This is a genomic window from Burkholderia singularis (assembly GCF_001718875.1).
In the GTDB taxonomy this organism is placed as follows: Bacteria; Pseudomonadota; Gammaproteobacteria; order Burkholderiales; family Burkholderiaceae; genus Burkholderia; species Burkholderia singularis.
The window spans coordinates 1,671,441-1,696,725 of the sequence record NZ_CP013448.1 but is presented as its reverse complement, the minus strand read 5'-3'; the positions used below and the strand labels follow the sequence as shown (position 1 = coordinate 1,696,725).

Genomic DNA, 25,285 nt, shown 5'->3' with positions numbered 1-25,285 from the left:
CCTGGCGATACTCGCCGTGCATGCGAAACCCGGCGGAACTCTCCCGCCGGCCCGCGTGCCGTGCACTTCCTCGGTGACATGCGGCCGGTCGGTCCGCAGTCGTTGCGGTAACGGCCACAAGAGGCAAAGACTGACCGCGGCTCGCCGGAACGCGCGGACGTTTTGTTAGAATGGGTCGGAGTATAACATTCCGATTTGAGCCTATGAAACCTTCCCGCGGCCTTGCGCCGAGCGCTGCGACCCTTGTTGCGACCGCCGCCGTGAGCGCCGCGCTCGCGTTGTCGGCCGCAGCGGCCCACGCACAAATCTCCCGCGCGCCCACCGATGGCACGCCGGACATCGACGCGTCGATCGCGGGCCGAAACTGGCAGCGCGCGCTCACCCAGCTCGATGCGCGCATCGCATCGAACCCGCGCGACGTGCAGGCGCAGTTCAAGCGCGGCACCGTGCTCGCCCACCTGAATCGCGACGACGACGCGATCAAGCAGTTCGTCGAGCTGACCCAGTCGTACCCGGAGCTGCCCGAACCGTACAACAACCTCGCCGCGCTCTACGCGAAGCACGGCCGCTACGACGATGCGCGCAACGCGCTCGTCACCGCGACGCAGGCGAACCCGAACTACGGCCTCGCCTACGAGAACCTCGGCGATCTGTACCTGCGGCTCGCCGCCGAATCGTACAAGCGCGCGCAAAAGCTCGGCCGCACGAGCGGCGCAACCGCGCAGCGGCTGGCGGATCTGCAAAAGATCGTCTCGCCGCCGAAGGCCGCCAAGGCGGCGGGCGCATCCGCGGCGTCCGTGCGCGATTACGCCGAGCGCGCGAGCGCGAACATGACCACCACCACGCTGCCGTTGTCACCGACGTTCCAGTACGGCGGCCCGAGCGGCTCGCTTGCGACGCCATACGTCGCGCCGTCCCGGTAGCAAGCGGTGCGGCGCGTGCCTTTTCTATCTTCATCCACCCAGAGGATCGTTATGAAACGTCTGTTGCTGGCGCTTGGCAGCGCCGCCCTCGTCGCGAGCGCTCCCGCGTTCGCGCAAACGGCCGCCACGCACCCCGTCGTCCAACTGAAGACCACCCAGGGCGACATCCGTGTCGAGCTGTATCCGGAAAAAGCGCCGAAGACGGTCGCCAACTTCCTCGACTACGTGAAGGCAGGCCAGTACAGCGGCACGATCTTTCATCGCGTGATCAAGGGCTTCATGATCCAAGGCGGCGGCTACAAGGCGAACTTCGACGAGAAGCCGACCCGCGCGCCGATCCCGCTCGAAAGCAAGAACGGGCTGAAGAACCTGGCGGGCACGATCGCGATGGCCCGCACGAGCGATCCGAATTCGGCGACCGCGCAATTCTTCATCAACACCGTCGACAACGCACGCCTCGACTATCCGAACCCGGACGGCAACGGCTACGCCGTGTTCGGCAAGATCGTCTCGGGCATGGACGTCGTGAAGAAGATCGAAGCGACGACGACGACCGTGCGCGGCCCGATGCGCGACGTGCCCGAAAAGCCGATCGTGATCGAATCGGCCACGATCGTCTCGAAATAAGTCGACGCCACCTTTTCGCGCGGCCGTGTCGTTCCGACCGGCCGCGCGCCGTTTAATCCACTCCATCGAAGGAATCATCATGGTCGAACTGCATACGAATCACGGCGTCATCAAGCTCGAACTCGACGCCGCGAAAGCGCCGAAGACAGTCGAGAACTTTCTCAACTACGTCAAGAAGGGCCACTACGACGGCACGGTCTTTCATCGCGTGATCAACGGCTTCATGATCCAGGGCGGCGGCTTCGAGCCGGGCCTGAAGCAAAAACCGACCGACGCGCCGATCACGAACGAGGCGAACAACGGCCTCAAGAACGATGCGTACACGATCGCGATGGCCCGCACCAACGACCCGCACTCGGCGACCGCGCAATTCTTCATCAACGTGAACGACAACGACTTTCTGAACCACTCGTCCCCGACGCCGCAAGGCTGGGGCTACGCGGTGTTCGGCAAGGTCGTCGAAGGTCAGGACGTGGTCGACAAGATCAAGGCCGTCAAGACGGGCAACCAGGGCTTTCATCAGGACGTGCCGACCGACGACGTCATCATCGAAAAGGCCGTGGTGGTCTGACGCGATTCCGCGCATAACGACGCCGGGGGGAAATCTTCGATGCTGCAGGAAACGCCGCCGCGTAGCGTCTTTGCGGGCGTACCGGGCGAACGCGGAGTCTCGCACGCCACACGCCCGTTCCTGTTCATCTCGGACCTGCACCTGAGCGACGCGATTCCGCGCACGGTTGCCGCGTTCGAGCATTTCGTGCGCGTGACGGCCGACAGCGCGGATTCTGTCTTCATTCTCGGCGATCTGTTCGAGTATTGGATCGGCGACGACATCCTCGAAGACGACCCTTTCGCGCAGCGCATTGCCGCGTTGCTGCACACGTTCTCCGAACGCGGCATCGCGCTTTACGTGATGCACGGCAACCGCGACTTCCTGCTCGGCCCACGCTTCATGAAAGCGGCGGGCGCGATGCCGCTGCCCGATCCGTCCGTCGTCATCGCGTTCGGGCGACGGATCGCGCTCGCGCACGGCGACGCACAATGTACCGCCGACCGCGGCTACCAGATGTTCCGGCGCTTTGCGCGCAACCGCGCCGCGCAGTGGCTGTTCCAGCGCTGCCCGTTGCGCTGGCGGCGCGCGCTCGCCCAGCGGATGCGCGCCAACAGCGAAGCGGGCCGGATGCGCCCCGCCTCCGCGCTTTACGACGTCACGCGCCGGGGCGTGGCCGCGCTCTTCGTGCGCAGCGCCGCAAAGGTCATCATCCACGGCCACACGCACAAGCCGGCGCGCCACGTCGAACCGGAAGGCACGCGCTGGGTGCTGCCCGACTGGGAATTCGATCACGGCGTGCCGCGCGGTGGCTATTTGTGCATCGACGCACAAGGAATTCGCGCATTGCCGCTCGATTGAGCGCATCGGCCGCGGCGGATTTCCGGGCCTTCGTCAGCCTGACGAGCGTGCGATACGCGATTGCGCACCGCAATCACTCGCCATCCACGATCCGCACCCCGTGCACTTCGCGCATGACTTCACTTGAGATTTGATTGACGTCGACGCGACGCGTGGCAACGCCGCCTACGGCCGCGCTTGCCCCGCCGTCAACGCTCGAGCGCGCTGCCCTCGAGCACCGCAGACAACCGGCGTAAATCGAGCTGCGCGCCATCCACGCCCCGCAGCGCATTCAAATGCGTGCCAAGCTGCTCGAGCGCGGCGACGATTTCATCGACCCGGCGCGCCTCCTTCGCCGCATGATCGATGAGCCCGTGAATCGCAAGCGACATCGGATCGTCCGCGTTAGGCGTGATGCCGTAGGCGCAAAACGCGGAGCGCTCGGGCGCGCGCTGTTCGGCCGCGACAGGCAATACGATCCGCGCGGGGTTACCAACCGCCGTCCCGCCAGCTGGCACCGGCTTCACGACGACCGCGTTCGAGCCGATCTTCGCGCCCTCGCCGATCGTGAAGCCGCCGAGCACTTTCGCACCGGCGCCGACGATCACGCCGCGCCCGAGCGTCGGGTGACGTTTCGCGCCGCGTGCAAGCGATGTGCCGCCGAGCGTCACGCCCTGATAGATCGTGCAATCGTCGCCAACCACGGCCGTCTCGCCGATCACGACGCCCATCCCATGATCGATGAACACACGCCGGCCGAGCGCGGCGCCCGGATGGATCTCGATGCCCGTCATCCAGCGCCCGATCTGGGACACGAACCGGCCGAGCCAACGCCAATTCGCGCGCCAGCATGCGTGCGCGATGCGATGAAACATCAGCGCGTGCAGCCCCGGATAACACGTGAGCACCTCCCAGGCGCTGCGAGCGGCTGGATCGCGCTCGCGAATCGTGGCAATGTCTTCGCGAAGTCTCGTGAACATGATGATGGCGATGCAAGTAGGAGCCAGGATGCAGCCGCCGGAAAAGGCCGGCTGGCTGCCGCTGCGGCACGGAACCGATATCGTTTTAACCGCTTTGCTTATGACGTCCGCACGATTGTAGAGCGCGCGCCCGGTGCGTGCAGCACATGCGCCGCTTACCCCTGCCGCCATGGCGGATATCGGCACGCCAACCGTTTTTCTTGCGGGACCGCCTGCGGCTCGTGCGTGCGCGCAGCCACCGGTCATGGCTGCCCGCCCTCGCCGCCAGCGCCGCGCTCGCCCGTTTTCAGCAGGATATGCTTCGCGATTCCGCGCACGATGTTGACCTCCTCGCGTTCGAGCCCGGTTCGCGAGAACAGCCGCCGCAGCCGTGACATCAGCTTCTTCGGATGGCGCGGATCGAGGAAATCGAGCGCGATCAACGCATTCTCCAGATGCACGAACATACGCTCGATCTCGTCGCTTTGCGCGAGTTCGCCCGCGCCGGCATCCTGCGGCAACGCCACTGCTTCGTCGTCGAGCAATGCGACGCGCAGCTCGTAGGCGAGCACCTGCACCGCTTGCGCAAGATTGAGCGAGCTGTAGGCGGGGTTGGCCGGAATGTGCGCGATCGCGCTGCAACGCTCGACGTGCTCGTTCGACAAACCGGTACGCTCGTTGCCGAACACGAGCGCGATGTCGCCCCTCTGCACATGGCGGCTCGCGTTCGCGGCAGCCGCACGCGGCGCAAGCCGAGGCGGACCGTATTCGCGCGAGCGCGCGGTGAGCGCGATAGACCAGTGCACACCGTTGAGCGCGTCGGCGAGCGTCGGCACGACATGCGCGCACGCAAGTACGTCGTCGGCGCCGCTCGCCATTGCGATCGCCTCCGGATCGCTCTGCACATGCGGCACACGCGGCGCGACGAGCACCAAACGCGAAAAGCCCATCGTCTTCAGCGCGCGAGCGGCGGCGCCGACGTTACCCGGATGACTCGGCTCGACGAGCACGAAGCGTGTGGACGTAAATCCGCCGCGAGCGGTCCTCGCCACGGAGGATGGCCCGTCGCCGGCGGCCGGCGCGGAAGGTTTTTGCTGAGAGTCCAAGAGATTCTTTAAATTGACAGGAATGCCGGTATGGTATCGCCATCCCGCATGCAAACCCACTCGGCCGAACGGCCAGGCGAATCCGCACGGCGGTTTCGCATCAAAGCGCCGCGAGTCGGGTAAAATTGCGTATTCGAAGGCGGCATCCGCATCGTTCGGGCCGCACTTTTATCGCTCTTTGCCAATTCGTCTTCCGTCGGCGAAACGCCTAGCCTGCCGCAACCGCAAGCCAGGCGACGCATCGCCGGTTCGATCATCATGCGGCGGCCTCGCACCGCCGGCCACTGGATTCAGGATTCAGCCCCATGCATCCCATGCTCAACATTGCCGTCAAGGCCGCGCGCCGCGCCGGGCAAATCATCAACCGCGCATCGCTTGATCTCGATCTGATCGAAATCCGCAAGAAGCAGCACAACGATTTCGTGACGGAGGTCGACAAAGCGTCGGAAGATGCGATCATCGAGACGCTGAAAACCGCCTACCCCGATCACGCGATCCTCGCCGAGGAATCCGGCAAGTCGGACAATGAATCCGAATACCAATGGATCATCGATCCGCTCGACGGCACGACCAACTTCATCCACGGCTTCCCGTACTACTGCATATCGATCGCGCTCGCGCATCGGGGCGTCGTCACGCAGGCGGTCGTCTACGATCCGAACAATAACGATCTGTTCACCGCCACGCGCGGCCGCGGCGCTTTTCTGAACGACCGCCGCATCCGCGTCGGCCGGCGAGACCGTCTGGCCGACGCGCTCATCGGCACGGGCTTTCCGTTCCGCGAGCAGGAAGGGCTCGAAGCGTATGCGCGCCTGTTCACCGAGATGACGCAGGCGTGCACCGGCCTGCGCCGCCCGGGCGCCGCGGCGCTCGATCTGGCGAACGTCGCCGCGGGCCGCCTCGACGGCTTTTTCGAGCAAGGCATCAACGCGTGGGATGTCGCTGCGGGCAGCCTGCTGATCACCGAGGCAGGCGGCCTCGTCGGCAACTACACGGGCGATTCCGATTTTCTGCATCAGCGCGAAATCGTCGCCGCAAACCCGAAAATCTATGCGCAGATGATCCCGATCCTGAACCGCTATACGCATACGCGGCCGGCAGCGGAATAAGCGGCTGTGCTGCGCCACCGCGTCCGCGCGGTGGCGGCGCTCTTCGACGGCCCGCGGCCTTCGAGCTTTGCGCTCGATGTGCCGCGGGCCATTTGCATTTACCACCGCCCGGACGGCTTGCGACGCAGGCTCTCGCCTCTTCCCCTACCCCGTCCTTCCGTATTGCGCAACTCCGTGCCGCCGCCAGCCGAGTACAAATGCCGCACACGCGCCAACGCGTCGATTGCCTGTGCGGCTTGCGCACAATTAATAACCATTAAGAATTAATTCATCAATCAATCGCGGATTGATGCCGAATCGGCTTGCCCCTAACCTTCCAGTCAACGCGCGTTGATAACGCAACCCATTTTCCGTTTCCAACCTCGACCAAACAGGCAAGCCCAATGATCAAACTCGATACCGCCCCGTATGCCGCGCTGCTGCTGCGCGTGAGTCTAGGCGTCCTCTTTCTCGCTCATGTGAGCCTGAAAATCTTCGTCTTCACGATTACGGGATTTGTTGGTTATTTCGCATCGCTCGGTTTGCCCGCGATCGCCGCCTACCTGACGATCGCGCTCGAACTCTTCGGCGGACTCGCGCTGATTTTAGGCGTGTACGCGTCGTGGGTCGCGCTGCCGCTCGCCCTCGAGATGCTCGGCACCGTTTTCATGGTGCACGGTGCGAACGGCTGGCTGTTCACGAACCGGGGCGGCGGCTGGGAATACCCGATGTTCTGGGCGATCGCATTGATGGCACTGTCCCTGATCGGTGATGGCGCGTATGCGCTGTATCCTGGGAAACGGCGCTGAGCGCGGCAATGCGGCGGAATTTGTTCAGGCCGATGAACACGTACGGTGAACCTGCCACGCCCGCCGAATGTGACAGTCATGACGACATCGGTGCCATTCTCATCGGCCCAACCTTTCCGGACCCGATCAGTTGTATGGCCCGACGTCGTCGAGGATATATCCGGCGCAGTTCATTTTCACTACATACCTATATCCGTCGACATAGTAGGGCACCTTCCATTGCGCCAAATCGCTCATATAAGAGAATTCCTCGTTAAAAGCCAAGTCGGCACGAGGGAATTTTCCATGGGCGTAATCTCTGATGTGTACTTCGATTTTCGATTTGTCCATATCCGGGCACACTCCACCGCCACCGTCGTAGGTTCTGACATAAACCAGTAACGCCGCCAAAGCCATTAGAACGATAACAAACAGCAGCAGCAAATATCCCAAACACTTGAGCATTGACCTCACCACGCACCTCATTCCGAACCCGCTGCTGCAAGCGCATCAGGCATCCTTGATCGGCTCACCGCGACAGGCCGGCTAGCCGGCAGCACCCAACCGGCGGGGCGCTCTGCCGCCGAAGGACGGCCTCAGAATCGGCCCGCCGCCGGCCATCGCCTTGATGCTGGCACGCGTTCCGGATTCATCCACCTTTTGCGATCCGTTGAAATAAATCGTGAAGTCGGTATGCCCGGCAATCTCGCCCAATTTGCGCACCAATGTGGTCAACCGCTCTTGAACATCGGGCCGCGATCTCGATACATCAAAGTCGAACCTGTCCGGATTCAGCGTATATTCGCCCAGGAAGGAATAACCGCCGTTGGCGGCCAGTGTGAGTTGCCCGGTGACATGTCCGCTGACACGCCCAAGAGCCGCTCCCACGATCCACTCGTTTTCCGAAATCAAGTTCGTACTGAATACCGCATCGATCGGATAGACACCAGGCCCCATGCCATCGTTGACGACGATATTCTTGATCGCATCTATTTGCTTGACGCCAATCCCCAACCGAAGAGACGGCAAATCCACCGTTCTCGAGGCACCGTTTCCCCTGAACCAGTAATCATAGGCAGCCAGCGTAAAAAACGGCGTGGCGTAGAACCGGAAATCCGAAATCGGCGGCGCCGGTAGCCGGCTAAAGTAATAATCGCTGAATAATCCGAATGCGGCGGTCAGCCCGCTATATGTCGTATTGGACAGACCATATTCATTGGCCCCCACGATATCTCGCCATCCGTTATTCGCCAGCCATTGCGTAAATAACCCGTATGTCGCGATCTGCGCCTGTATCAGCTTATTACTGGACAATTCGATCCCGTAAGCGAATTCGGCCAGTGCGTCGATCGTCCTGCCCTCGCTTGCGGCGGCGAATATTCTTTTTCCATTAACGAGTTTGAATTTTCCGATTTGAAAAATTCCGCCGCGATAATTTTCCAGCCCGGTCGTCCAGCTATATCCGCCGGCGGGGCCGCCGGGCGACGGAAGCGGCAAGCTGGTTTCGGAGGGCGCGGTGACGTGGATGGCGGGAAGCTCGTCGGCCGGGCCATGCCCATTTGCCCAGCCACGAATCGGATGAGCCAATGCGGCTGCGGGCAGCGCCACGGAGGCGCAAAGTAATCGTCGCCTCCCATTACTTATGCCCGTTAAATCTTCCCCGTCCAACGTTGCGTAATCGATGTCGCCATTCATTTCATCATCTATTTAAATATCTTGTGCGAATAGAATCGAGCGATACGGATCAAGCGTATCGATCATTCAGGGCCGCCATCCCTGGTATTTCCGCGATGGCTTACTCGACGCACATTACAACTCAGTAAGATTCAGATGAAAAAGCAGAAGCCGAAAGATGAATGCAAATTACGCAACGCCGATTGAAATTCGGCCGTTATTGCACGTCGCGCGCGCCCGGAACGGCAATTACCGAAATCTTGTCGCCCCGCGCACGGATACGCCGGCGTCATATGAATCCCCGCCTTTATCCAATTCAATCCAGGCTGTTCCGACGGATAATGTTCGGCACGCTCCTTCAGCACCGTCTGCCGCAATGCGTCTGATCCGTCTCGGAAACCGTATGCGCAAATGCGCAGCGTCCGCCGACGCGGCTCAGTTCTCGGCGGCAAAACGCGACGAACGGCCGCTCGCTGCACGCCACGGCCGTAAGCCAGGGCACGCGCACGGCACGGCCGACGTCTGCCATGACCGCAGTGGGAGTCGCATGGACCTGCACGAAGCATCGAGACCTAACGCCGACGGCGCGGACAACGGCCATCGCTTTCCAATACTTGGGCGGCGCTTGATCGGTGGTGTAATCGAAGGCTGCGTCCTGGCCGAAAAGCCAACGTTGCGCATGCACTTCCGGCCCGTCGCGAAACCGCCGGCGCAGCCAAGCAGGGCGATGCGGTCGAGGCCGACACGCCGAATGCCATGCCATTCGACTCCTTCGAGTAATCCATATCGCATCAAGTCTCGGCTGTCGACGTTATCAGCATGTCGATCAAGCGGCGAGAGGCGGCCGACAGGCGGCGATGCGGCGCATAGATGACCGAAAACGGTCGTGTGCGCCCCCGCAGATGGGGCAGCACTTCGACGAGATGTCCGCTCCGGAGCCGATCCTGAACGATGAAGTCATAGGTTTGGCAGATACCGGCACCACTCTGCGCCATTGAAACGACACCCAGTACATCGTCGGACACCGCGACATTCGAAGACGGCAACCAATCGATGTCCCGATCGCCGTCACGAAACACCCAGGGCGCGATACGGCCGCTGCTGGGCAGCATGAACGGCAAACAAAGATGGTGCTCCAGGTCGGCCACGTTTCCGGGCATGCCGGCGTGGGCGACGTACTCGGGCGACGCCACAACGCACAGCGCCGCATCCTCGAGCTTGCGCGCGACCAGACCGCTGTCCGGTAGCTCGCCCAGACGGATCGCCAGGTCGAAGCCTTCGGCCACGAGATCCACGTTCCGGTTCGCGATGTTCAGCTCCACGCGAACGTGCGGGTGTTCCCGCGTGAACCGCCGCAGCAGCGGTGGCAGACGATAGTGTCCATACGTCGTTGGTACGCTCAGCCGGACATGGCCGGTCAAGGTACCGCTGTGCCCCTGAATGGCCCGCTCGGCGTCATCGATCAACAGGAACGCCGCGCGCGATTGTTCGAGATAGTGCCTGCCGTGCTCCGTCAGGCTCAACCGCCGCGTAGACCGACGCAGCAATTGCGTACCCAGCCGGGTTTCCAAACGTGTGATGGCCCGGCTCAATACGGAAGGCGTGCTGCCCAATGCCACCGCGCCGGCAGTCATCGACCCTTTTTCGACCACCGTCACAAACGCTTCCACGTCACCGAGATGGTCGAATTTACGCGCCATCTTGTCCCCCAAAGAACAAAAGCTTTACTTTTGCGTCAGTTTATCTTCGCAAATGAACCAAATAAAGTGCGTGCATCATGACTGCATCGAGTCACCCACCGAAATCCAGGAGCACAGCATGAACGGCGAACATCGCCACCGGCAGGATCTACCGGTCCTATTCGTACTCACGAGCCACGCGGAGAAAGGCTCGAGCGGCGAGCCGACCGGTTTCTATCTCGGCGAAGTGACGCATCCGCTGGCCGAACTCGACGCGGCCGGCATTCCCGTCGAATTCGCATCGATTCAGGGCGGTGAACCGCCAGTTGACGGGCTCGATCTCGACGACGAAATCAATGCGCATTATTGGCGCGATGCCGCTTTCCGGGACGCACTGCGCCAGACGCAGCGGCTGAGCGATGTCGACACGTCGAAATATGCGGCGGTCTTCTTTGCCGGAGGTCACGGCGCAATGTGGGATTTTCCCGGCAATGCCGACGTGGAAAAGGTCACGCGCGCGGTCTATGAAGCGGGCGGCGTGGTCGGCGCGGTATGTCACGGTCCGGCCGCACTGGTCGACGTGAAACTCAGCAACGGTACATACCTCGTCGCCGGCAAGAATCTGAGCGCATTCACGGACGAAGAAGAACGGGTGGTCCAGCTCGATTGCGTCGTCCCTTTCCTGCTCGCGCGCACCTTGAAACAGCGCGGCGCACTTCACCATCCCGCGCCGAACTGGACCGCGAAAGTCGTCGTCGACGGTCGGCTCGTGACTGGCCAGAACCCACAGTCGGCTTCCGGCGTGGGCGCCGCGATGCGTCATCTATTGCTCACCCGTTCACGACAAGCTTGAAACTTCCCAATGAAGAAAACCATGGATTCGATGCGGAGGCTCGCCGTTGCAGCCATCCTCGGCATTGCCGCGTGCGGCGCCCATGCTGCCAACGTGCTGGTGGTGTTGTCGGATTCCGACCACCTCGACCTGAAGGATGACAAGGTCTTCGCGACGGGCTTCTATCTGAACGAGTTGATGCAGCCCGTGAAGGCGCTGCTCGATGCTGGCCATCAAGTGACCTTCGCCACGCCAGAGGGCAAGGCGCCGACGATGGACGTCACGTCGGCCGACAAAATGTACTTCGACGGCGACGACAACGCGATGCGCGACTACCGGGCCTTGCTCGACCGGCTACAAATCACGTCGCGCGCGCATTCGCCGGTGATCAGCCTGTCGCGGGTGGAGCAGATTGGATACGCGCACTTCGATGCCGTCTATGTTCCCGGCGGCCATGCGCCGATGCAGGACCTGTTGACCAGTGCCGCCATGGGCAGATTGCTGGCCGACTTTCACGCGCGCGGCAAGACCACGGCGCTCGTTTGCCACGGCCCGATCGCGCTGCTGTCGACGCTGCCCGATGCACCAGGCTTTACACGAAGGCTTGCGGCGGGGAACGCGGGCGACGGCGGCACGAAATGGATTTACGCCGGTTACCGGATGACGGTGATCAGCAACGCGGAAGAAGAGCAGGCCAAAGGGCTGCTCGGCGGCGGCGCGATGAAGTTCTATCCGCAGACTGCATTGCAACGCGCGGGTGGGATTTACAGCAGCAACAAGGTGCCCTTTACCGCGCACATGGTGACCGATCGTGAATTGATCACCGGACAGAATCCGGCCTCGGCTCGGAATGTGGCCGGCGAAATGCTGAAGCGGCTCAAGTAATGCCGCGCAATAAACCGGCAGTGCCGGTTCCTCGATGAGTAAAGGAGAAGCAAACCGTGGATCTGCAACTTGAAGGAAAAACCGCGATCGTCACCGGCGCCACTGCCGGCATCGGCATGGCGATCGCGCGAACGTTGGCCGCCGAAGGCGTGGCGGTCACGATCACCGGGCGTCAACGTGACAAGCTCGACGCAGCCGTGGCCGAACTCTGCGCTGGCGGGCAACGCGGTAACGTGCGCGGAATCGTCGCCGACGTGAGCGGCGATCGCGGTGCCGCGGAGCTGATCGATGCGCAGCCGGATACGGATATTCTCGTGAACAATCTCGGCTACTACGAAGCCAAGCCGTTCGCCGAGATCACCGATGACGACTGGCTGAGAATGATCGACGTCAACGTGATGTCCGGTGTACGGCTGTCTCGTCATTACTTTCCGCGCATGCTTGCGAAGAACTGGGGACGCGTCATCTTCATGTCCAGCGAAGTCGGTGCATTCACACCTCCGGACATGGTGCACTACGGTGTCAGCAAGTCGGCGCAACTCGCGGTCTCACGCGGAATGGCCGAACTGACGAAGGGAACCGGCGTGACCGTCAATAGCGTACTGCCGTCCGCCACTCGTTCGGAAGGCATCGTGGCATATCTTCGGCAGACTGCGCCGCGACCCGATATGACTGATGCTGAAATCGAGTCGCACTTCTTCGACACGTATCGCCCAAGCTCGCTGATTGCCCGCATGATCGAGGCCGACGAGATTGCCGCGATGGTGGCGTTGCTTGCCAGTCCTTTGGGCGCTGCATCCAATGGCGCCGCCGTGCGCGTCGAGGGCGGCACCTATCGGTCGATCCTCTGAGCAGGCGCCGCAATTCAGACTCGCGGGTGTATTCATTGATCACATACAGCAGCTTCAACGCCCGGCCATCCACCAGTGGTCCTGCACGAAGTCATAGCGCCAGACCGAATCGGGATGTGCTGCACCAGGCAAGCGTATGTCGTTGCCGCAACGACGTCGGCAAGGACGTCGCCGCGCAATGTTGAACTGCCCTCCTTCGATAAACCGTCAATGGAGCCGCAGTCGCGCCGGGGGAGTGTCAGATCCGATGTGAAAGCCGACGTCCTGGCCGGCTGGGCAGGCCCGCCGCACGAAACTCCGTTCGCTGCGTGGCGCCGGCTCAGCAAAACAAGGCCGGGACGGGAACTGATTGCGGTACGGCGCCGTCAGCGCCCAGCTGGCTCTCCCCTGCCACCGGCCGAACGGCGAACTTCGCGCTTGTGCACGGGAGCCACTGGTAAACTCGGGCAACCCAAGCCATAACTTTACGCCGGATCTATGACCACGCTGTCGCCCGAGGCCTTTGCTGGCCACACCCCAATGATGCAGCAATACTTGCGCGTTAAAGCTGAGCATCCCGACACGCTCGTCTTCTATCGAATGGGAGATTTCTACGAGCTGTTCTTCGGTGACGCGGAAAAAGCCTCGCGTCTGCTCGATTTGACGCTCACGCAGCGTGGCGCGTCCGCCGGTACGCCGATCAAGATGGCGGGCGTGCCGCATCATGCGATCGAGCAATATCTCGCGAAGCTCGTGAAATTCGGCGAATCGGCCGCGATTTGCGAACAGATCGGTGATCCGGCGACATCGAAAGGGCCCGTCGAGCGCAAGGTCGTGCGCGTCGTCACGCCCGGCACGCTGACCGACGCCGCGCTGCTGTCCGACAAAAGCGATGTCTTCCTGCTCGCGCTTTGTATCGCGCACAACAAGCGCGGGGTCGCATCGAACGTCGGCCTTGCGTGGCTCAATCTCGCGAGCGGCGCGCTGCGGCTCGCCGAAATCGCACCGGACGAACTCGGCGCGGCGCTCGAGCGCATCCGCCCCGCCGAGATTCTCGCGGCGGACAGCGCGCTCGAAGCCGTGCCCACGGGCATCGGCGCGATCACGCGCGTGCCCGATTGGCACTTCGACATCGCCTCCGGCACGCAACGGCTGTGCGATCAGCTCGAAGTCGCCAGCCTCGACGGCTTCGGCGCGCAGTCGCTTGCGAGCGCCTGCGGCGCGGCGGGCGCGCTCCTCATCTATGCGGCCTCGACGCAGGGCCAGCAATTGCGTCATGTGCGCAGCTTGAAAGTCGAGACCGAATCCGAATACATCGGGCTCGATCCGTCGACGCGGCGCAATCTCGAACTCACCGAAACACTGCGCGGCACCGAATCGCCGACGCTTTACTCGCTGCTCGATACCTGCTGCACCGCGATGGGCAGCCGTCTGCTGCGCCACTGGCTGCATCATCCGCCGCGCGCGTCGGTCGCCGCTCAAGCGCGCCACCTGGCGATCGGCGCGCTCATCGAGGCCCCCGCGCACGCGGGCCTCGACAATCTGCGCTCGGCGCTGCGGCAGATCGCCGACGTCGAGCGGATCACCGGACGCCTCGCGCTGCTGTCCGCGCGCCCGCGCGATCTGTCCAGCCTGCGCGATACGTTCGCCGCATTGCCCGCGCTACGGCAGCAGGTCGCCGCGATCGCGCCGAACGCCCCCGCCCTCGCCCGTATCGAGGCCGCGCTCGAACCGCCTGCCGGCTGCCTCGATCTGCTCACCCGAGCAATCGCGCCAGAGCCGGCCGCAATGGTGCGCGACGGCGGCGTGATTGCGCGCGGCTACGATGCCGAACTCGACGAGCTGCGCGACATCTCCGAGAACTGCGGCCAGTTCCTGATCGATCTCGAAGCGCGCGAACGCGCACGCACCGGCATCGCCAACCTGCGCGTCGAATACAACAAAGTGCATGGCTTTTATATCGAAGTCACGCGCGGCCAGACCGACAAGGTGCCCGACGATTACCGCCGCCGCCAGACGCTCAAGAACGCGGAGCGCTACATCACCCCCGAGCTGAAGACCTTCGAGGATAAGGCGCTGTCCGCGCAGGAGCGCGCGCTCGCTCGCGAACGCGCGCTTTACGACAGCGTGCTGCAAGCGCTGCTGCCGCATATCGAAGGCTGCCAGCGCGTGGCTGGCGGACTGGCCGAGCTGGATCTGCTCGCCGCGTTCGCCGAGCGCGCGCGCACGCTCGACTGGATCGCACCCACGTTCTCCGACGAGCTTGGCATCGAGATCGAACAAGGCCGGCATCCGGTCGTCGAAGCGCAGGTCGAGCGCTTCATCGCGAACGATTGCAAGCTCACTCCCGATCGCAAGCTGCTTCTCATCACCGGCCCGAACATGGGCGGTAAGTCGACCTTCATGCGTCAAACCGCGCTCATCGCGCTGATGGCCTATGTCGGCAGCTACGTGCCCGCGAAAGCGGCGCGCTTCGGCCCGATCGACCGCATCTTCACGCGCATCGGCGCAGCCGACGATCTCGCGGGCGGCCGCTCGACGTTCATGGTCGAAATGACGGAAGCCGCCGCGATCCTGAACGACGCGACGCCGCAAAGCCTCGTGCTGATGGACGAAATCGGCCGCGGCACGTCGACATTCGACGGCCTCGCGCTCGCATGGGCGATCGCGCGCCATCTGCTTGCGCACAACCGCTGCTACACCCTGTTTGCGACCCACTACTTCGAGTTGACGCAACTGCCGGCGGAATTCCCGCACGCGGCGAACGTACATCTGTCGGCGGTCGAGCACGGCCACGGCATCGTGTTCCTGCATGCGGTCGAAGAAGGGCCGGCGAACCAGAGCTACGGGCTCCAGGTCGCGCAACTCGCAGGCGTGCCCGCGCCCGTGATCCGGGCCGCGCGCAAGCATCTCGCGTATCTCGAACAGCAGTCCGCCGCGCAAGCGGCGCCGCAGCTCGATCTCTTCGCCGCGCCGCCGGCAGCCGCCGATGACAGTGACGAAGCGCCCGCCGCCGCGCTGAATCCGGCGCTCGAGCGCCTGCTCGCGCTCGATCCGGATGATCTCAAGCCACGCGATGCGCTCGATCTGCTTTACGAGCTTCATGCACTCGCCCGCTCGAACGCGACCGATGCGCCGCACTGACGCCATCGCTCGACGCGTCTCGCCGCGCTCGCGCGCGGCCGCGTTCGCACTTGCGTGCATACTCGCGTGCGGCGCGCCGCACGCGCTCGCGCGCGGCGGCCGATATGCATTCGCGGTGGTGTCCGGCGTGATCGCGTCGCCAGAAGACGAGCCGCATGCGCGACACCTGATCGATGCGATCGGACGCGACCGCGCCGTGTCGTTCATCGTCTACGAAGGCAATTTGAAGGGGCCGGGCGAAGCTTGCCGCGACCGGCTCTATGACGAGCGCAGCGCAATTCTCGCGACGTCGCGCGTGCCGCTCGTACTGCTGCCCGGCCAATACGACTGGGCCGCGTGCAATACGCGCGACGCCGGCACATACGACCCCGTCGAGCGGCTGGATTTCCTGCGGCAGAACGTGTTCGTCGAGCCCGCATCGCCGGGCACGAATTCGCTCACGCTCACGCGTGAAAGCGAAGTGCCGCGCTTTCACCCATACCGCGAAAATGTCCGCTGGACTCAGGGCGATACGGTGTTCGTCGGTCTGAATGCGCCAAGTCCAAACAATCACTACCTGACGGCGGGCGGGCGCAACGGCGAATTCGAGGATCGCGTGATCGCGAACACGTTCTGGATCGATCATGCGGCCGAGTACGCGAAACGCCGCGACGCGCGCGCACTCGTGATCTTCGTCGAAGGCGATCCGCAATTCGATCGCTATGAACGCACCGAGCGCTTCGGATGGCTGCGTTTCAACCGCCCTCGCACGCGCGACGGCTTTCGCGAATTCAAACGCTCATTGGTTAAAGCCGCGGCGATTTTCCGCGGCTCGATCGTCGTCGTGCATCCGACCGACGAAACGCTCGACAGCGGTTTCATGATCGACCGCCCATTGCGTGACGACAAAGGGAATCCGATCGGCAATTTGACCCGCATCGCGATCGCGCCACGCGCCCGTCTGACGCAATGGGTGAAGATCGGCGTCGATCCCGCGCGGCAACCGATGTTCAGCGTCAGCGTGCAAACCGTGCCGAAGCATCTGCCGCCACCGCCCGCGCTGCCCGTCGCGCCCCGGGACGAGACGCAAATGCCCGACATGCCGGAAATCCAGACGCCGCCCGCGCTGCCCGACTCGGGAGCGAGCAACGCATCGCCTTCCGGCTACGAGCCTCAGCACGACATGCACGACAACAACAGCTATCGCTCATCCGGCATGCCGCCCGTGCAAACGCCGAGCAGCATGCCGGCCGACTCAATGCAGCGTGCGCGCTGAGTCGCGGTCCTCGCCGTCGTCATCGTCGTCGTCGACGATCTCGAGCCCTTGCGCGCCATGCGCGTGCTCATGCTCGATCTCGTCCTCCGTCGCTTCCCGCACATCCTTTACCGTCAGCGCGAAACGCAGCGCCATCCCCGCGAGCGGGTGATTGCCGTCGAGCACTACTTTGTCTTCCGCGATATCGGTCACCGTGTAGATCAGCGAATCGATTTCCTCGTCGCCGTCCTCCGGCGTGCCCTCGAACTGCATGCCGACCTCGAGCGGCTCGGGGAAACGGTCGCGCGGTTCGATCTTCACGAGTTCCGGATCGTAATCGCCGAACGCATCTTGCGGTTCCAACTGAATTTGCGCCTGATAGCCGGGTTCCTGGCCGTCGAGTTGTTCCTCGATCTTGGGGAACGTGCCATCATAGCCGCCGTGCAGATAGACCATCGGCTCATCGCTCTCCTCGATCAGATTGCCTTGCGCATCCGACAGCTTGTAGGCGACCGATACGACAGTGTTTTTTGCGATTTTCATCCAATTCTCCCAAGTACATCAGTCATTATACGATGCCCCAACGGCCACCACCCGAACTGTCCGGCCGTGCACGCGCGCGCAGCCGCGCGCCGCGCACCGATACGCCGACCCCGCTCCTCGGCAATCTCACTGCCGCGCAATTCATGCGCCGATATTGGCAAAAAAAGCCGCTGCTGATCCGCCAGGCCGTGCCCGGCATCGCGCCGCCCGTCTCGCGCGACGCGCTCTTCGAGTTGGCCAGCGATTACGATGTCGAATCGCGGCTCGTCACGCATTTTCGTAACAGTTGGCAACTGAAGCACGGCCCGTTCGAGCAGGGCGATTTGCCGCCCGTGAAACGCCGCGAGTGGACGCTGCTCGTTCAAGGGCTCAATCTGCACGACGATCGCGCCCGCGCGCTTCTCGAACGCTTTCGCTTCATCCCGGACGCGCGCGTCGACGATCTGATGATTTCGTATGCAACGGACGGCGGCGGCGTCGGCCCGCACTTCGACTCGTATGACGTGTTCCTGCTGCAAGTGCATGGCAAGCGCCGCTGGCGCATCGGCGCGCAACGCGATCTGTCGCTGCAGGAAGGATTGCCGCTCAAGATTCTCGAGCACTTCGAGCCCACCGACGAATGGGTGCTCGAGCCCGGCGACATGCTGTATTTGCCGCCGCACATCGCCCACGACGGCGTTGCGATCGGCGAATGCATGACGTGCTCGATCGGCTTCCGGGCGCCGTGCGCCGGCGAATTGCGCGCGCAGTTCCTCTATCACCTCGCCGAGCGCGGCAACCTGCGCACCGGCGCACACGACGACGCGCCATACCGCGATCCCGCGCAGCCCGCCGTCGACACGCCCGCGCAACTGCCGCCGGCGATGATCGAACGCGTCGCCGCGATGCTGTCGAAAATCAAATGGGACGAGCGGGACATCGGCGATTTCCTGGGTTGCTATTTGAGCGAGCCCAAATCGAACGTCGTGTTCGAGCCCCCTGCCCGACGCATCAGCGAAGCCGTGTTCGCGGCGCAGGCGGGCCGCCATGGCGTCCGGCTCGACAGGAAAACGGCGCTGCTGTACAGCCGCCGCTCGTATTTCATCAACGGCGAAGCCTATGCGCTCGCGGACACGGCAAAATGGCTGCCTGAATTGGCCGATACGCGTCAAATCGATGCGAAACGGTTTGTAACACTCTCAAAGGACCCGTCGATGACAGCCTTGCTGCACGAATGGTATTGTGCGGGCTGGATACAGGTGGGCAAGTTGGAGTAAAGTTGCAAGTTGCCTGACTGTACGCCCATGCGAACGCCCGTTTTGTATGGGAAAGACAACGTATTGACCCCGCATTTGTCGACGGTCGATAGGAAAGTGCATATAATTTCCGCCCAAGCCGTAGGGAAGATTCACGCTCTAGAAGTGCATCTCCACCAGCGGCCCAGGTCGGTGTTGGAGCACATTACCGGTATTGTTTCGCGCTGTTGCTTACCTTTAACCATAAAAGGACGTGATCATGAAGAAATCCCTCCTCGTAGCTTCCCTGTTGGCTGCCGTTGCACTGGCTGCGTGCAACAAGAGCTCCGAGCAAGCTGCTTCGTCGGCTGCTAGCGACGCGAGTGCTGCCGCCGCTTCGGCTGCTTCGACGGTTGCCGCTGCTGCTTCGGACGCTGCTGCCGCTGCTGCTTCGAGCGTCGCGGCTGCTGCGAGCGATGCGGCTGCTGCAGTGGCGTCGGCTGCTTCGGCAGCGACGGCTGCTCCGGCTTCGGGCGCGAGCCAGTAAGGCTGTTGCAGGTCAGCACCAGCAAAAAAACCGGCCTTCGGGCCGGTTTTTTTACGTCTGCTGCATGGCGTCCGCTGCCGTTCGAGGCTGGCCGGAATGCCGATATACGCTCAGCCCAGGCCAAGCCAGCCAAAGCCGTTGCGTTGCGACGCGACGAGCACGTCGCCCGCCCCGCCCCCGAGCGCCGCGGCGAGCGCCGCCTGCGCCAGTTCCGGCGTATTGTTTTGCTGACTCAGATGAGCGGCTACCAGATGCTTGAGCCGGCTGCAATCGAGCGCTGCGAGGATCTGCGCCGCCGCGTCGTTGCTCAGATGGCCGTGGGAGCCGCCGATACGCGCCTTCAGCGATGCCGGATAGCGGCTCGCGGCAAGCATCGCGGCATCGTGATTCGCCTCTAGCACGAGAGCGTCGCAGCCGCTCAGCACGGTGCCGATATGCGGCGTCGACATGCCGACGTCGGTCAGCACGCCAAGACGCTTCGCGCCGTCGCCGAACACGAATTGGAGCGGCTCGCGTGCATCGTGCGGCACGGTATAGGGCAGCACGCTCAGATCGCCCAACGCGACCGCGTCGCCCTCCCACAACACGCGCAGATCGATGCCCGCGTCATCGGCACCGATCGCGCGCGCGGTGCCCCAGCTCATATAGAGCGGCAACAACGCGCGGCGCGCTAGCGTCAACGCGCAACCAACATGGTCGCCGTGTTCGTGGGTGACGAAGATTGCGTCGAGCGCGTCGACGCTCAAATCGAGACGCGCGAGACGACGCTCGATTTCCTTGGCCGAGAAACCGCAATCGAGCAGCACGCGCGTCGTCGTCACGCCACTGGACGCTTCGACGACGAGCGCGTTGCCTTCGCTGCCGCTTCCCAAGCTCGCGAATCGCACGCGCGTCAGTTCAGTTGCGCATGCAGCAGCGAGATGATCCGCCGCGCTTCGGACGAATTGTCGACCTGGCCGTTCGCATCGACGACGGCCACCTGCGTCTGCGCATCGCCCTGCCGGCGCACGTTGACGAGGAACTCCTTACCCGGCTTGGCCGCGGTCGGCCCGCCATAGAACAGCTTGCCGAACAGCCCGTCGCGCTTGAGCTCCTCCATCGAATTCGCGTAGCGCACGTAGTAGAGGCCCTTTTCGCGATCACGATTGTCGACGGTGAAATTGGTCCGATCGAGCGCCAGCCCAACGCGCAGCCATGCGCGATCGAACGATTCGGCCAGATCGAGCGTCGCCCCGCCGGCATTGGAGCCGACGACCGTCGAAGGCGCCGACGCGGGACGCGCGTCGGCGATCAACTGCTTCGCCTGCGCTTCGGTCAAACCGAGTTTCTCCATCAGCTTCGCGAGAAATACCGCCTCGAGCACCGGATTGCGCGGCTGCTCCTCCCAACGCGACGACGTGCCGCCCTGCGTACCCGTCATCTTCTCTTCCATCGCGCTGTGCGTGATCGAAATGTCGGTATTGCCGTCTGCCGTGCGCGTGACGAGCGTGCGGAACCGGTCACGCGTGCCCGACGAATAAACAAAATCGATCACCCGGCCAACCGTTCTGCGGAACCAGTCGTCGGGGATGTTCGCGCGGTTTTCCGCCCAATCGGTCACCATGATCCCGGTGGACGGCGCGTCGGTTTTCAGCGAAAAACCGTTGTCCTGCCAGAAATCCTTCAGTTGCGGCCAAAGCTGCTCGGGCGTGCGGCCGTCGACGACGAGCCAGCGGCGGTCGCCGTCACGCTCGACGTGCATCCCGAACGGGTCCTGCGCGGTCGGCTGCCCTTGCGTCGCATTGCCCGCGGCAGTGACCACGCGCGTCGGCGCGGTGCCGAGACCGGAATTCGTCGGCGGCGCGACATAGGCCGGGTTGAGCGGCACGGCGGTCAGATCCTGCGGCACCTGTAGCGGCGGCGCGGAACCAGTCGATTTGTAATTGACGCGATCCGGTGCGAGATAGTCGTTCAGCGTGTCGCAGCCGGCGAGCGCGACGAGCGCCAACGTCAACACCGATGCGTGGATCGCGCGGGAGGAAAAGGCGGAATGTTTCATGAAGTCCTTCGTCTTGCTGAAACGCGTGTCACGCACGACGCCGGAGTGCGCCGGGTCGGGGTTTGGATGAATCGGGCAACAGGCGGCCGCACGCGCCGGCCGTGCCTGTCTTACAGAAGGCCCGCCTCGCGCAGCGCGTCGCGCACGGCTTCATGGCAGCGCGCATCGAGCGGCGTGAGCGGCAAGCGAATGCCGCCCGCGATCTTGCCCATTTGCTGCAGAGCCCATTTCACGGGAATCGGATTGGCCTCGATGAACAGGTTTTTGTGCAGCGACAGGAGTTTCAGGTGAATGCTCCGGGCCGTCTGCGCATCGGCGGCCAGCGCGGCGCGGCACAGGTCGCTCATCGCGCGCGGCGCGACGTTCGCCGTGACCGAAATGTTGCCGTGGCCGCCGAGCAGCATCAGCGCGATCGCAGTGGGATCGTCACCGCTGTAGATCGCGAAATGAGCCGGCGCGGCCTTGATCAGGTGCGCCGCGCGATCGATGTTGCCCGTTGCCTCCTTCACGCCGACGATGCCCGGCACCTGCGCAAGACGCAGGATCGTCTCGTTCGACATGTCCGCGACCGTGCGCCCCGGCACGTTGTACAGGATCATCGGCAGATCGACGGCCTCGGCAATCGCCCTGAAATGCCGGTAGATCCCTTCCTGCGTCGGTTTGTTGTAATACGGCACCACTTGCAGCGTCGCATCGGCGCCGACCGATTTCGCGCGCTTCGACAATTCGATCGCCTCGGCCGTCGAATTGCCGCCCGCGCCCGCGATGATCGGAATCCGCTTGGCCGCCTGGCGAACCGCGGTCTCGATCATCAGCACATGCTCGTCGACCGCGAGCGTGGCCGATTCGCCGCTCGTGCCGACCACCACGAGGGCATCCGTCCCCTCTTCGATATGCCAGTCGATCAGCTTGCGAAAGGCCGCCAGATCGAGGCTGCCGTCATCGAGCATCGGGGTGACGATCGCGGGGATGCTGCCGCGGATTTGAATGCCGTCTTGAGTGCCGTTGGTCATGAAACAAACACGATGAAAAATCGGTAAGCGTCGATTGTAGCGGATTAGACGGCCATTCCGTAACGCGGTAATCCCGACCTTTGCCGCATGGCGCGGCGAGCGCCGCCGCCAACCGCGTCAGTTGTACGACAGGCCCATCGCCTCGCGCACGTCGCGCATCGTCTCCGTCGCATGCTTACGTGCCTTGTCGCAGCCGTCCGCGACGATTGCGCGCAGCAGCGACGGATCGTCCATATATTTCTGCGCGCGTTCGAGCATCGGCTGCTGCTCGCGCAGAATCCCTTCGATCACCGGCTGCTTGCATTCGAGGCAGCCGATGCCCGCCGAGCGGCAGCCCTTTTGCACCCAGTCGTGCGTCGCGTCGTCCGTGTAGACCTGATGGAGCTGCCACACCGGGCACTTGTCCGGATCGCCCGGATCGCTGCGGCGCACGCGCGCCGGATCGGTCGGCATCGTGCGGACCTTCTTGCCGATCGTCTCGGCGTCCTCGCGCAGGCCAATCGTGTTGCCATACGACTTCGACATCTTCTGCCCGTCGAGGCCGGGCATCCGCGACGCTTCGGTCAACAGCGCCTGCGGTTCGACCAGAATGATCTTGCGCGCGCCTTCGAGGTAGCCGAACAGCCGCTCGCGGTCGCTCATCGACAGGCTCTGCGATTCCTGCAACATCGCACGCGCCTGCTCGAGCGCCTCGTCGTCGCCCTCCTGCTGGTAGGCATTGCGCAGCTCGTGATAAAGCTTCGCGCGCTTGCCGCCCAGCTTCTTCGCCGCCTCGTTCGCCTTCTCCTCGAAGCCGGGCTCGCGGCCGTACAGGTAGTTGAAGCGGCGTGCGATCTCGCGCGTCATCTCGACGTGCGGCACCTGATCCTCGCCCACCGGCACGAGCGAGCCGCGGTACAGCAGGATGTCGGCCGCCATCAGCACCGGATAGCCGAGAAAGCCATACGTCGACAGATCCTTGTCCTTGAGCTTCTCGATCTGCTCCTTGTAGGTCGGCACGCGCTCGAGCCAGCCGAGCGGCGTGCTCATGCCGAGCAGCAGCGCAAGCTCGGCGTGCTCGGGCACCTTGCTCTGAATGAAGAGCGTCGCCTGGGTGGGATCGATGCCCGCCGCGAGCCAGTCGATCAGCACATCCCAGACATTCTTCTCGATCACCTCGGGCGTTTCGTAGTGCGTCGTCAGCGCGTGCCAATCGACCACGCAAAAGAAGCACGGATATTCGGATTGCAGCTTCACCCAGTTCTTCAGCACGCCGTGGTAATGGCCGAGGTGGAGCGAGCCCGTGGGTCGCATGCCGGAAAAAATACGGTCTGGGAACATGATTGTCGTTAGAAAAGCGAAGCGAAAGGAGTCAGGATGGCCGTGACGACCGTATAGCCGGCGCCGACGAGCGGACGCAACCAAAACTTCGTCAACAGCCCCGTCGCCACGAGCGCGAGCACGATCAGGAAACCGTAAGGCTCGATCCGCGACAGCGCGATCGATTGCTTCGGCGGCAGCAGCGCGGCCAAAATGCGGCCGCCGTCGAGCGGCGGCAGCGGAAACAGATTGAGCACGGCGAGCACCAGATTCACACCGACGCCCGCTGCCGCCATCCGCGTGAAGAACGGCTCGTCAATCGACAGCGCCGCGAGGCCGATGCTCACGAAACCCCACACGAGCGCCTGCACGAAATTGCAGCCCGGCCCGGCGAGCGATACCCAGAATGTCCCCCAGCGCACGTCGCGCAAATTGCGGAACGTGACGGGCACCGGTTTCGCATAACCGAACAGGAACGCGCCGCTCGTCAGGAAATACAGGGCGAGCGGAATCACGATCGTGCCGATCGGATCGATATGGCGCATCGGATTGAATGACACGCGGCCCATCATGTACGCGGTGTTGTCGCCGAGCAGGCGCGCGGCATAGCCGTGTGCGGCTTCGTGCAGAGTGATTGCGAAGATCACGGGAAGCGCATAGACGGCGATCGTCTGGATCAGGGAAGCATTCATAGCGCGCTATTGTAACAAGCGGAAAATATGCGGATGGTGCGTGGCCAGACAGGTAAGTGCGCGCGGGCGGCCTGGCAGTTGGAGGGGCGGCAGCCGTGCGGCACGCACCGCTCGCGCTCCTGCCCACGCTCACGCGGAAAGGCCGAACGGCTCGAGCGGCCCGCGCCCGGCCCGCACGAGTTGCGGTTCGTCGCTCGTCAGATCGATCACGGTCGACGGCTCGCGCGGGCACGCGCCGCCATCGATCACGAGATCGAGCTGCTTTTCGAGACGCGCGCGAATATCGTCCGGATCGTTGAGCGGATCGGGATCGGGCGGCAGGATCAGCGTCGTGCCAAGGAGCGGCTGGCCAAGTGTCTCGAGCAGCGCGAGCGTGATCGCGTGAGCGGGCACGCGCAACCCGATCGTCTTGCGCGACGGATGTGACAGCCGGCGCGGCACCTCCTTCGTCGCCTGCAGGATGAACACGTAAGGCCCGGGCGTCACCGACTTGATCAGCCGGTATTGGCGATTGTCGACCATCGCGAACGTCGCCAGCTCGGACAAATCGCGCACGAGCAGCGACAAATGCTGCTTCTCGTCGAGCCCGCGAATCCGCCGCACGCGCTCCACCGCATCCTTGTCGTCGAGATGGCATGCGAGCGCATAGCTCGAATCGGTCGGCAGCGCGATCACGCCGCCGCCGCGCACGATCTCGGCTGCCTGCTTGACAAGCCGCGGCTGCGGATTGTCCGGATGAATCCTGAAAAATTGGGACATGGGGACAGAAGGAATCGGTCG

At 63.4% G+C, this 25,285-nt stretch carries 26 protein-coding genes and 1 pseudogene; 13 read left to right on the top strand and 14 right to left on the bottom strand.

All coding sequences use genetic code 11. The features are described 5' to 3' along the window. Window positions 1-203 precede the first annotated feature (203 nt). From AQ611_RS07810 to AQ611_RS07795, 4 genes are all read left to right on the top strand, one after another. Window positions 204-923 carry a tetratricopeptide repeat protein gene (locus AQ611_RS07810; protein ID WP_069234164.1) on the top strand — a complete coding sequence of 240 codons (720 nt, stop codon included), beginning with the start codon at window positions 204-206 and terminating at the stop codon, window positions 921-923. 51 nt (window positions 924-974) lie between these two features. Then, a complete protein-coding gene (locus AQ611_RS07805; RefSeq protein ID WP_069234163.1) occupies window positions 975-1,550 on the top strand; it encodes a peptidylprolyl isomerase in 576 nt (191 codons plus the stop codon). Between the two features lie 79 nt (window positions 1,551-1,629). Next, window positions 1,630-2,121 (top strand): peptidylprolyl isomerase, encoded by a 492-nt coding sequence (locus tag AQ611_RS07800; RefSeq protein ID WP_069234162.1) that lies wholly within the window; start codon window positions 1,630-1,632, stop codon window positions 2,119-2,121. A gap of 39 nt (window positions 2,122-2,160) precedes the next feature. Further along, window positions 2,161-2,961 carry a UDP-2,3-diacylglucosamine diphosphatase gene (locus tag AQ611_RS07795; protein WP_069234161.1) on the top strand — a complete coding sequence of 267 codons (801 nt, stop codon included), beginning with the start codon at window positions 2,161-2,163 and terminating at the stop codon, window positions 2,959-2,961. 188 nt (window positions 2,962-3,149) lie between these two features. Here AQ611_RS07795 and cysE read toward each other — a convergent pair whose 3' ends face one another. Both cysE and AQ611_RS07785 read right to left on the bottom strand, forming a co-directional pair. Then, window positions 3,150-3,920: a serine O-acetyltransferase gene (cysE, locus tag AQ611_RS07790; protein ID WP_069234160.1), complete on the bottom strand. Its 771-nt coding sequence runs from the start codon at window positions 3,918-3,920 to the stop codon at window positions 3,150-3,152. Window positions 3,921-4,162: 242 nt separating this feature from the next. Continuing rightward, window positions 4,163-5,005, bottom strand: coding sequence for an RNA methyltransferase (locus tag AQ611_RS07785; RefSeq protein ID WP_069234159.1), 843 nt, complete (start codon window positions 5,003-5,005; stop codon window positions 4,163-4,165). A 305-nt stretch (window positions 5,006-5,310) separates the two neighbouring features. Between AQ611_RS07785 and AQ611_RS07780 the strand changes: the two genes are divergently transcribed. Together AQ611_RS07780 and AQ611_RS07775 are read left to right on the top strand one after the other, a co-directional pair. Continuing rightward, window positions 5,311-6,114, top strand: coding sequence for an inositol monophosphatase family protein (locus tag AQ611_RS07780; RefSeq protein ID WP_059572142.1), 804 nt, complete (start codon window positions 5,311-5,313; stop codon window positions 6,112-6,114). 383 nt (window positions 6,115-6,497) lie between these two features. Then, the gene (locus AQ611_RS07775) at window positions 6,498-6,902 is read left to right on the top strand and encodes a DoxX family protein (protein ID WP_069234158.1); all 405 of its coding nucleotides are present in this window, start codon (window positions 6,498-6,500) and stop codon (window positions 6,900-6,902) included. Between the two features lie 126 nt (window positions 6,903-7,028). Here the strand turns inward: AQ611_RS07775 and AQ611_RS24565 are convergent, their stop codons facing one another. The 3 genes from AQ611_RS24565 to AQ611_RS07755 all read right to left on the bottom strand — a co-directional run bounded on the left by AQ611_RS24565 (window position 7,029) and on the right by AQ611_RS07755 (window position 10,255). After that, window positions 7,029-7,346 (bottom strand): hypothetical protein, encoded by a 318-nt coding sequence (locus AQ611_RS24565; RefSeq protein WP_082711909.1) that lies wholly within the window; start codon window positions 7,344-7,346, stop codon window positions 7,029-7,031. Window positions 7,347-7,427: 81 nt separating this feature from the next. Further along, a complete protein-coding gene (locus tag AQ611_RS07765; protein ID WP_082711899.1) occupies window positions 7,428-8,576 on the bottom strand; it encodes a lipid II-degrading bacteriocin in 1,149 nt (382 codons plus the stop codon). Between the two features lie 770 nt (window positions 8,577-9,346). Then, window positions 9,347-10,255, bottom strand: a complete 909-nt coding sequence (locus tag AQ611_RS07755) for a LysR family transcriptional regulator (protein WP_069234156.1) — start codon at window positions 10,253-10,255, stop codon at window positions 9,347-9,349. 118 nt (window positions 10,256-10,373) lie between these two features. On the opposite strand from AQ611_RS07755, the gene AQ611_RS07750 reads away from it, so the two are divergent. From AQ611_RS07750 to AQ611_RS07740, 3 genes are read left to right on the top strand one after another with little or no spacing between them, the layout of a single operon-like run. Further along, window positions 10,374-11,087: a type 1 glutamine amidotransferase domain-containing protein gene (locus tag AQ611_RS07750; RefSeq protein ID WP_069234155.1), complete on the top strand. Its 714-nt coding sequence runs from the start codon at window positions 10,374-10,376 to the stop codon at window positions 11,085-11,087. A 9-nt stretch (window positions 11,088-11,096) separates the two neighbouring features. Further along, window positions 11,097-11,951, top strand: a complete 855-nt coding sequence (locus AQ611_RS07745) for a type 1 glutamine amidotransferase domain-containing protein (RefSeq protein WP_231935920.1) — start codon at window positions 11,097-11,099, stop codon at window positions 11,949-11,951. 56 nt (window positions 11,952-12,007) lie between these two features. Beyond that, complete coding sequence (locus tag AQ611_RS07740; RefSeq protein ID WP_059516684.1) at window positions 12,008-12,802, top strand: SDR family NAD(P)-dependent oxidoreductase; 795 nt, start codon at window positions 12,008-12,010, stop codon at window positions 12,800-12,802. 19 nt (window positions 12,803-12,821) lie between these two features. Here the strand turns inward: AQ611_RS07740 and AQ611_RS25430 are convergent. Further along, window positions 12,822-12,991: pseudogene (locus tag AQ611_RS25430) on the bottom strand (IS3-like element ISBcen23 family transposase); the annotation flags it as partial. Between the two features lie 288 nt (window positions 12,992-13,279). Between AQ611_RS25430 and mutS the strand changes: the two are divergent. Further along, complete coding sequence (gene mutS, locus AQ611_RS07735) at window positions 13,280-15,925, top strand: DNA mismatch repair protein MutS (protein WP_069234154.1); 2,646 nt, start codon at window positions 13,280-13,282, stop codon at window positions 15,923-15,925. After that, window positions 15,912-17,180: a hypothetical protein gene (locus AQ611_RS07730; RefSeq protein ID WP_083237262.1), complete on the top strand. Its 1,269-nt coding sequence runs from the start codon at window positions 15,912-15,914 to the stop codon at window positions 17,178-17,180. Before mutS ends, AQ611_RS07730 begins: the two co-directional genes overlap by 14 nt. On the opposite strand, the gene AQ611_RS07725 is transcribed toward AQ611_RS07730, so the two are convergent. Beyond that, window positions 17,160-17,702 carry an FKBP-type peptidyl-prolyl cis-trans isomerase gene (locus AQ611_RS07725; protein ID WP_059516678.1) on the bottom strand — a complete coding sequence of 181 codons (543 nt, stop codon included), beginning with the start codon at window positions 17,700-17,702 and terminating at the stop codon, window positions 17,160-17,162. The two genes, AQ611_RS07730 and AQ611_RS07725, sit on opposite strands and share 21 nt — an antisense overlap. A gap of 32 nt (window positions 17,703-17,734) precedes the next feature. Here AQ611_RS07725 and AQ611_RS07720 point away from each other — a divergent pair, with 32 nt between their 5' ends. Further along, the gene (locus AQ611_RS07720) at window positions 17,735-18,958 is read left to right on the top strand and encodes a ribosomal protein uL16 3-hydroxylase (protein WP_069234153.1); all 1,224 of its coding nucleotides are present in this window, start codon (window positions 17,735-17,737) and stop codon (window positions 18,956-18,958) included. Between the two features lie 63 nt (window positions 18,959-19,021). Next, window positions 19,022-19,291 carry a hypothetical protein gene (locus AQ611_RS26630; RefSeq protein WP_009904701.1) on the top strand — a complete coding sequence of 90 codons (270 nt, stop codon included), beginning with the start codon at window positions 19,022-19,024 and terminating at the stop codon, window positions 19,289-19,291. Here AQ611_RS26630 and AQ611_RS26085 read toward each other — a convergent pair. From AQ611_RS26085 to AQ611_RS07685, 7 genes are all read right to left on the bottom strand, one after another. Continuing rightward, a complete protein-coding gene (locus AQ611_RS26085) occupies window positions 19,288-19,479 on the bottom strand; it encodes a hypothetical protein (RefSeq protein ID WP_059516879.1) in 192 nt (63 codons plus the stop codon). The genes AQ611_RS26630 and AQ611_RS26085 overlap by 4 nt on opposite strands. A 94-nt stretch (window positions 19,480-19,573) precedes the next feature. After that, window positions 19,574-20,350: an MBL fold metallo-hydrolase gene (locus AQ611_RS07710; protein ID WP_069234152.1), complete on the bottom strand. Its 777-nt coding sequence runs from the start codon at window positions 20,348-20,350 to the stop codon at window positions 19,574-19,576. Between the two features lie 5 nt (window positions 20,351-20,355). Further along, a complete protein-coding gene (bamC, locus tag AQ611_RS07705; protein ID WP_059516877.1) occupies window positions 20,356-21,501 on the bottom strand; it encodes an outer membrane protein assembly factor BamC in 1,146 nt (381 codons plus the stop codon). Window positions 21,502-21,611: 110 nt separating this feature from the next. Beyond that, on the bottom strand, window positions 21,612-22,514 hold the full coding sequence (dapA, locus tag AQ611_RS07700) for a 4-hydroxy-tetrahydrodipicolinate synthase (RefSeq protein ID WP_069234151.1): 903 nt from the start codon (window positions 22,512-22,514) through the stop codon (window positions 21,612-21,614). 117 nt (window positions 22,515-22,631) lie between these two features. Beyond that, window positions 22,632-23,834: a tryptophan--tRNA ligase gene (locus AQ611_RS07695; RefSeq protein ID WP_059516669.1), complete on the bottom strand. Its 1,203-nt coding sequence runs from the start codon at window positions 23,832-23,834 to the stop codon at window positions 22,632-22,634. 8 nt (window positions 23,835-23,842) lie between these two features. Continuing rightward, window positions 23,843-24,505 (bottom strand): site-2 protease family protein, encoded by a 663-nt coding sequence (locus AQ611_RS07690; RefSeq protein ID WP_059516667.1) that lies wholly within the window; start codon window positions 24,503-24,505, stop codon window positions 23,843-23,845. A gap of 129 nt (window positions 24,506-24,634) precedes the next feature. Continuing rightward, the gene (locus AQ611_RS07685; RefSeq protein WP_059516665.1) at window positions 24,635-25,264 is read right to left on the bottom strand and encodes an L-threonylcarbamoyladenylate synthase; all 630 of its coding nucleotides are present in this window, start codon (window positions 25,262-25,264) and stop codon (window positions 24,635-24,637) included. Window positions 25,265-25,285 lie beyond the last annotated feature (21 nt).

What these genes read in the sequence shown, in the direction of transcription:
- AQ611_RS07810 (WP_069234164.1), top strand. Translation starts at nt 204, where the DNA reads ATGAAACCTTCCCGCGGCCTTGCGCCGAGCGCTGCGACCCTTGTTGCG.
- AQ611_RS07805 (WP_069234163.1), top strand. Translation starts at nt 975, where the DNA reads ATGAAACGTCTGTTGCTGGCGCTTGGCAGCGCCGCCCTCGTCGCGAGC.
- AQ611_RS07800 (WP_069234162.1), top strand. Translation starts at nt 1,630, where the DNA reads ATGGTCGAACTGCATACGAATCACGGCGTCATCAAGCTCGAACTCGAC.
- AQ611_RS07795 (WP_069234161.1), top strand. Translation starts at nt 2,161, where the DNA reads ATGCTGCAGGAAACGCCGCCGCGTAGCGTCTTTGCGGGCGTACCGGGC.
- cysE (WP_069234160.1), bottom strand. Translation starts at nt 3,920, where the DNA reads ATGTTCACGAGACTTCGCGAAGACATTGCCACGATTCGCGAGCGCGAT.
- AQ611_RS07780 (WP_059572142.1), top strand. Translation starts at nt 5,311, where the DNA reads ATGCATCCCATGCTCAACATTGCCGTCAAGGCCGCGCGCCGCGCCGGG.
- AQ611_RS07775 (WP_069234158.1), top strand. Translation starts at nt 6,498, where the DNA reads ATGATCAAACTCGATACCGCCCCGTATGCCGCGCTGCTGCTGCGCGTG.
- AQ611_RS24565 (WP_082711909.1), bottom strand. Translation starts at nt 7,346, where the DNA reads ATGCTCAAGTGTTTGGGATATTTGCTGCTGCTGTTTGTTATCGTTCTA.
- AQ611_RS07765 (WP_082711899.1), bottom strand. Translation starts at nt 8,576, where the DNA reads ATGAATGGCGACATCGATTACGCAACGTTGGACGGGGAAGATTTAACG.
- AQ611_RS07755 (WP_069234156.1), bottom strand. Translation starts at nt 10,255, where the DNA reads ATGGCGCGTAAATTCGACCATCTCGGTGACGTGGAAGCGTTTGTGACG.
- AQ611_RS07750 (WP_069234155.1), top strand. Translation starts at nt 10,374, where the DNA reads ATGAACGGCGAACATCGCCACCGGCAGGATCTACCGGTCCTATTCGTA.
- AQ611_RS07745 (WP_231935920.1), top strand. Translation starts at nt 11,097, where the DNA reads ATGAAGAAAACCATGGATTCGATGCGGAGGCTCGCCGTTGCAGCCATC.
- mutS (WP_069234154.1), top strand. Translation starts at nt 13,280, where the DNA reads ATGACCACGCTGTCGCCCGAGGCCTTTGCTGGCCACACCCCAATGATG.
- AQ611_RS07730 (WP_083237262.1), top strand. Translation starts at nt 15,912, where the DNA reads ATGCGCCGCACTGACGCCATCGCTCGACGCGTCTCGCCGCGCTCGCGC.
- AQ611_RS07725 (WP_059516678.1), bottom strand. Translation starts at nt 17,702, where the DNA reads ATGAAAATCGCAAAAAACACTGTCGTATCGGTCGCCTACAAGCTGTCG.
- AQ611_RS07720 (WP_069234153.1), top strand. Translation starts at nt 17,735, where the DNA reads ATGCCCCAACGGCCACCACCCGAACTGTCCGGCCGTGCACGCGCGCGC.
- bamC (WP_059516877.1), bottom strand. Translation starts at nt 21,501, where the DNA reads ATGAAACATTCCGCCTTTTCCTCCCGCGCGATCCACGCATCGGTGTTG.
- dapA (WP_069234151.1), bottom strand. Translation starts at nt 22,514, where the DNA reads ATGACCAACGGCACTCAAGACGGCATTCAAATCCGCGGCAGCATCCCC.
- AQ611_RS07695 (WP_059516669.1), bottom strand. Translation starts at nt 23,834, where the DNA reads ATGTTCCCAGACCGTATTTTTTCCGGCATGCGACCCACGGGCTCGCTC.
- AQ611_RS07690 (WP_059516667.1), bottom strand. Translation starts at nt 24,505, where the DNA reads ATGAATGCTTCCCTGATCCAGACGATCGCCGTCTATGCGCTTCCCGTG.
- AQ611_RS07685 (WP_059516665.1), bottom strand. Translation starts at nt 25,264, where the DNA reads ATGTCCCAATTTTTCAGGATTCATCCGGACAATCCGCAGCCGCGGCTT.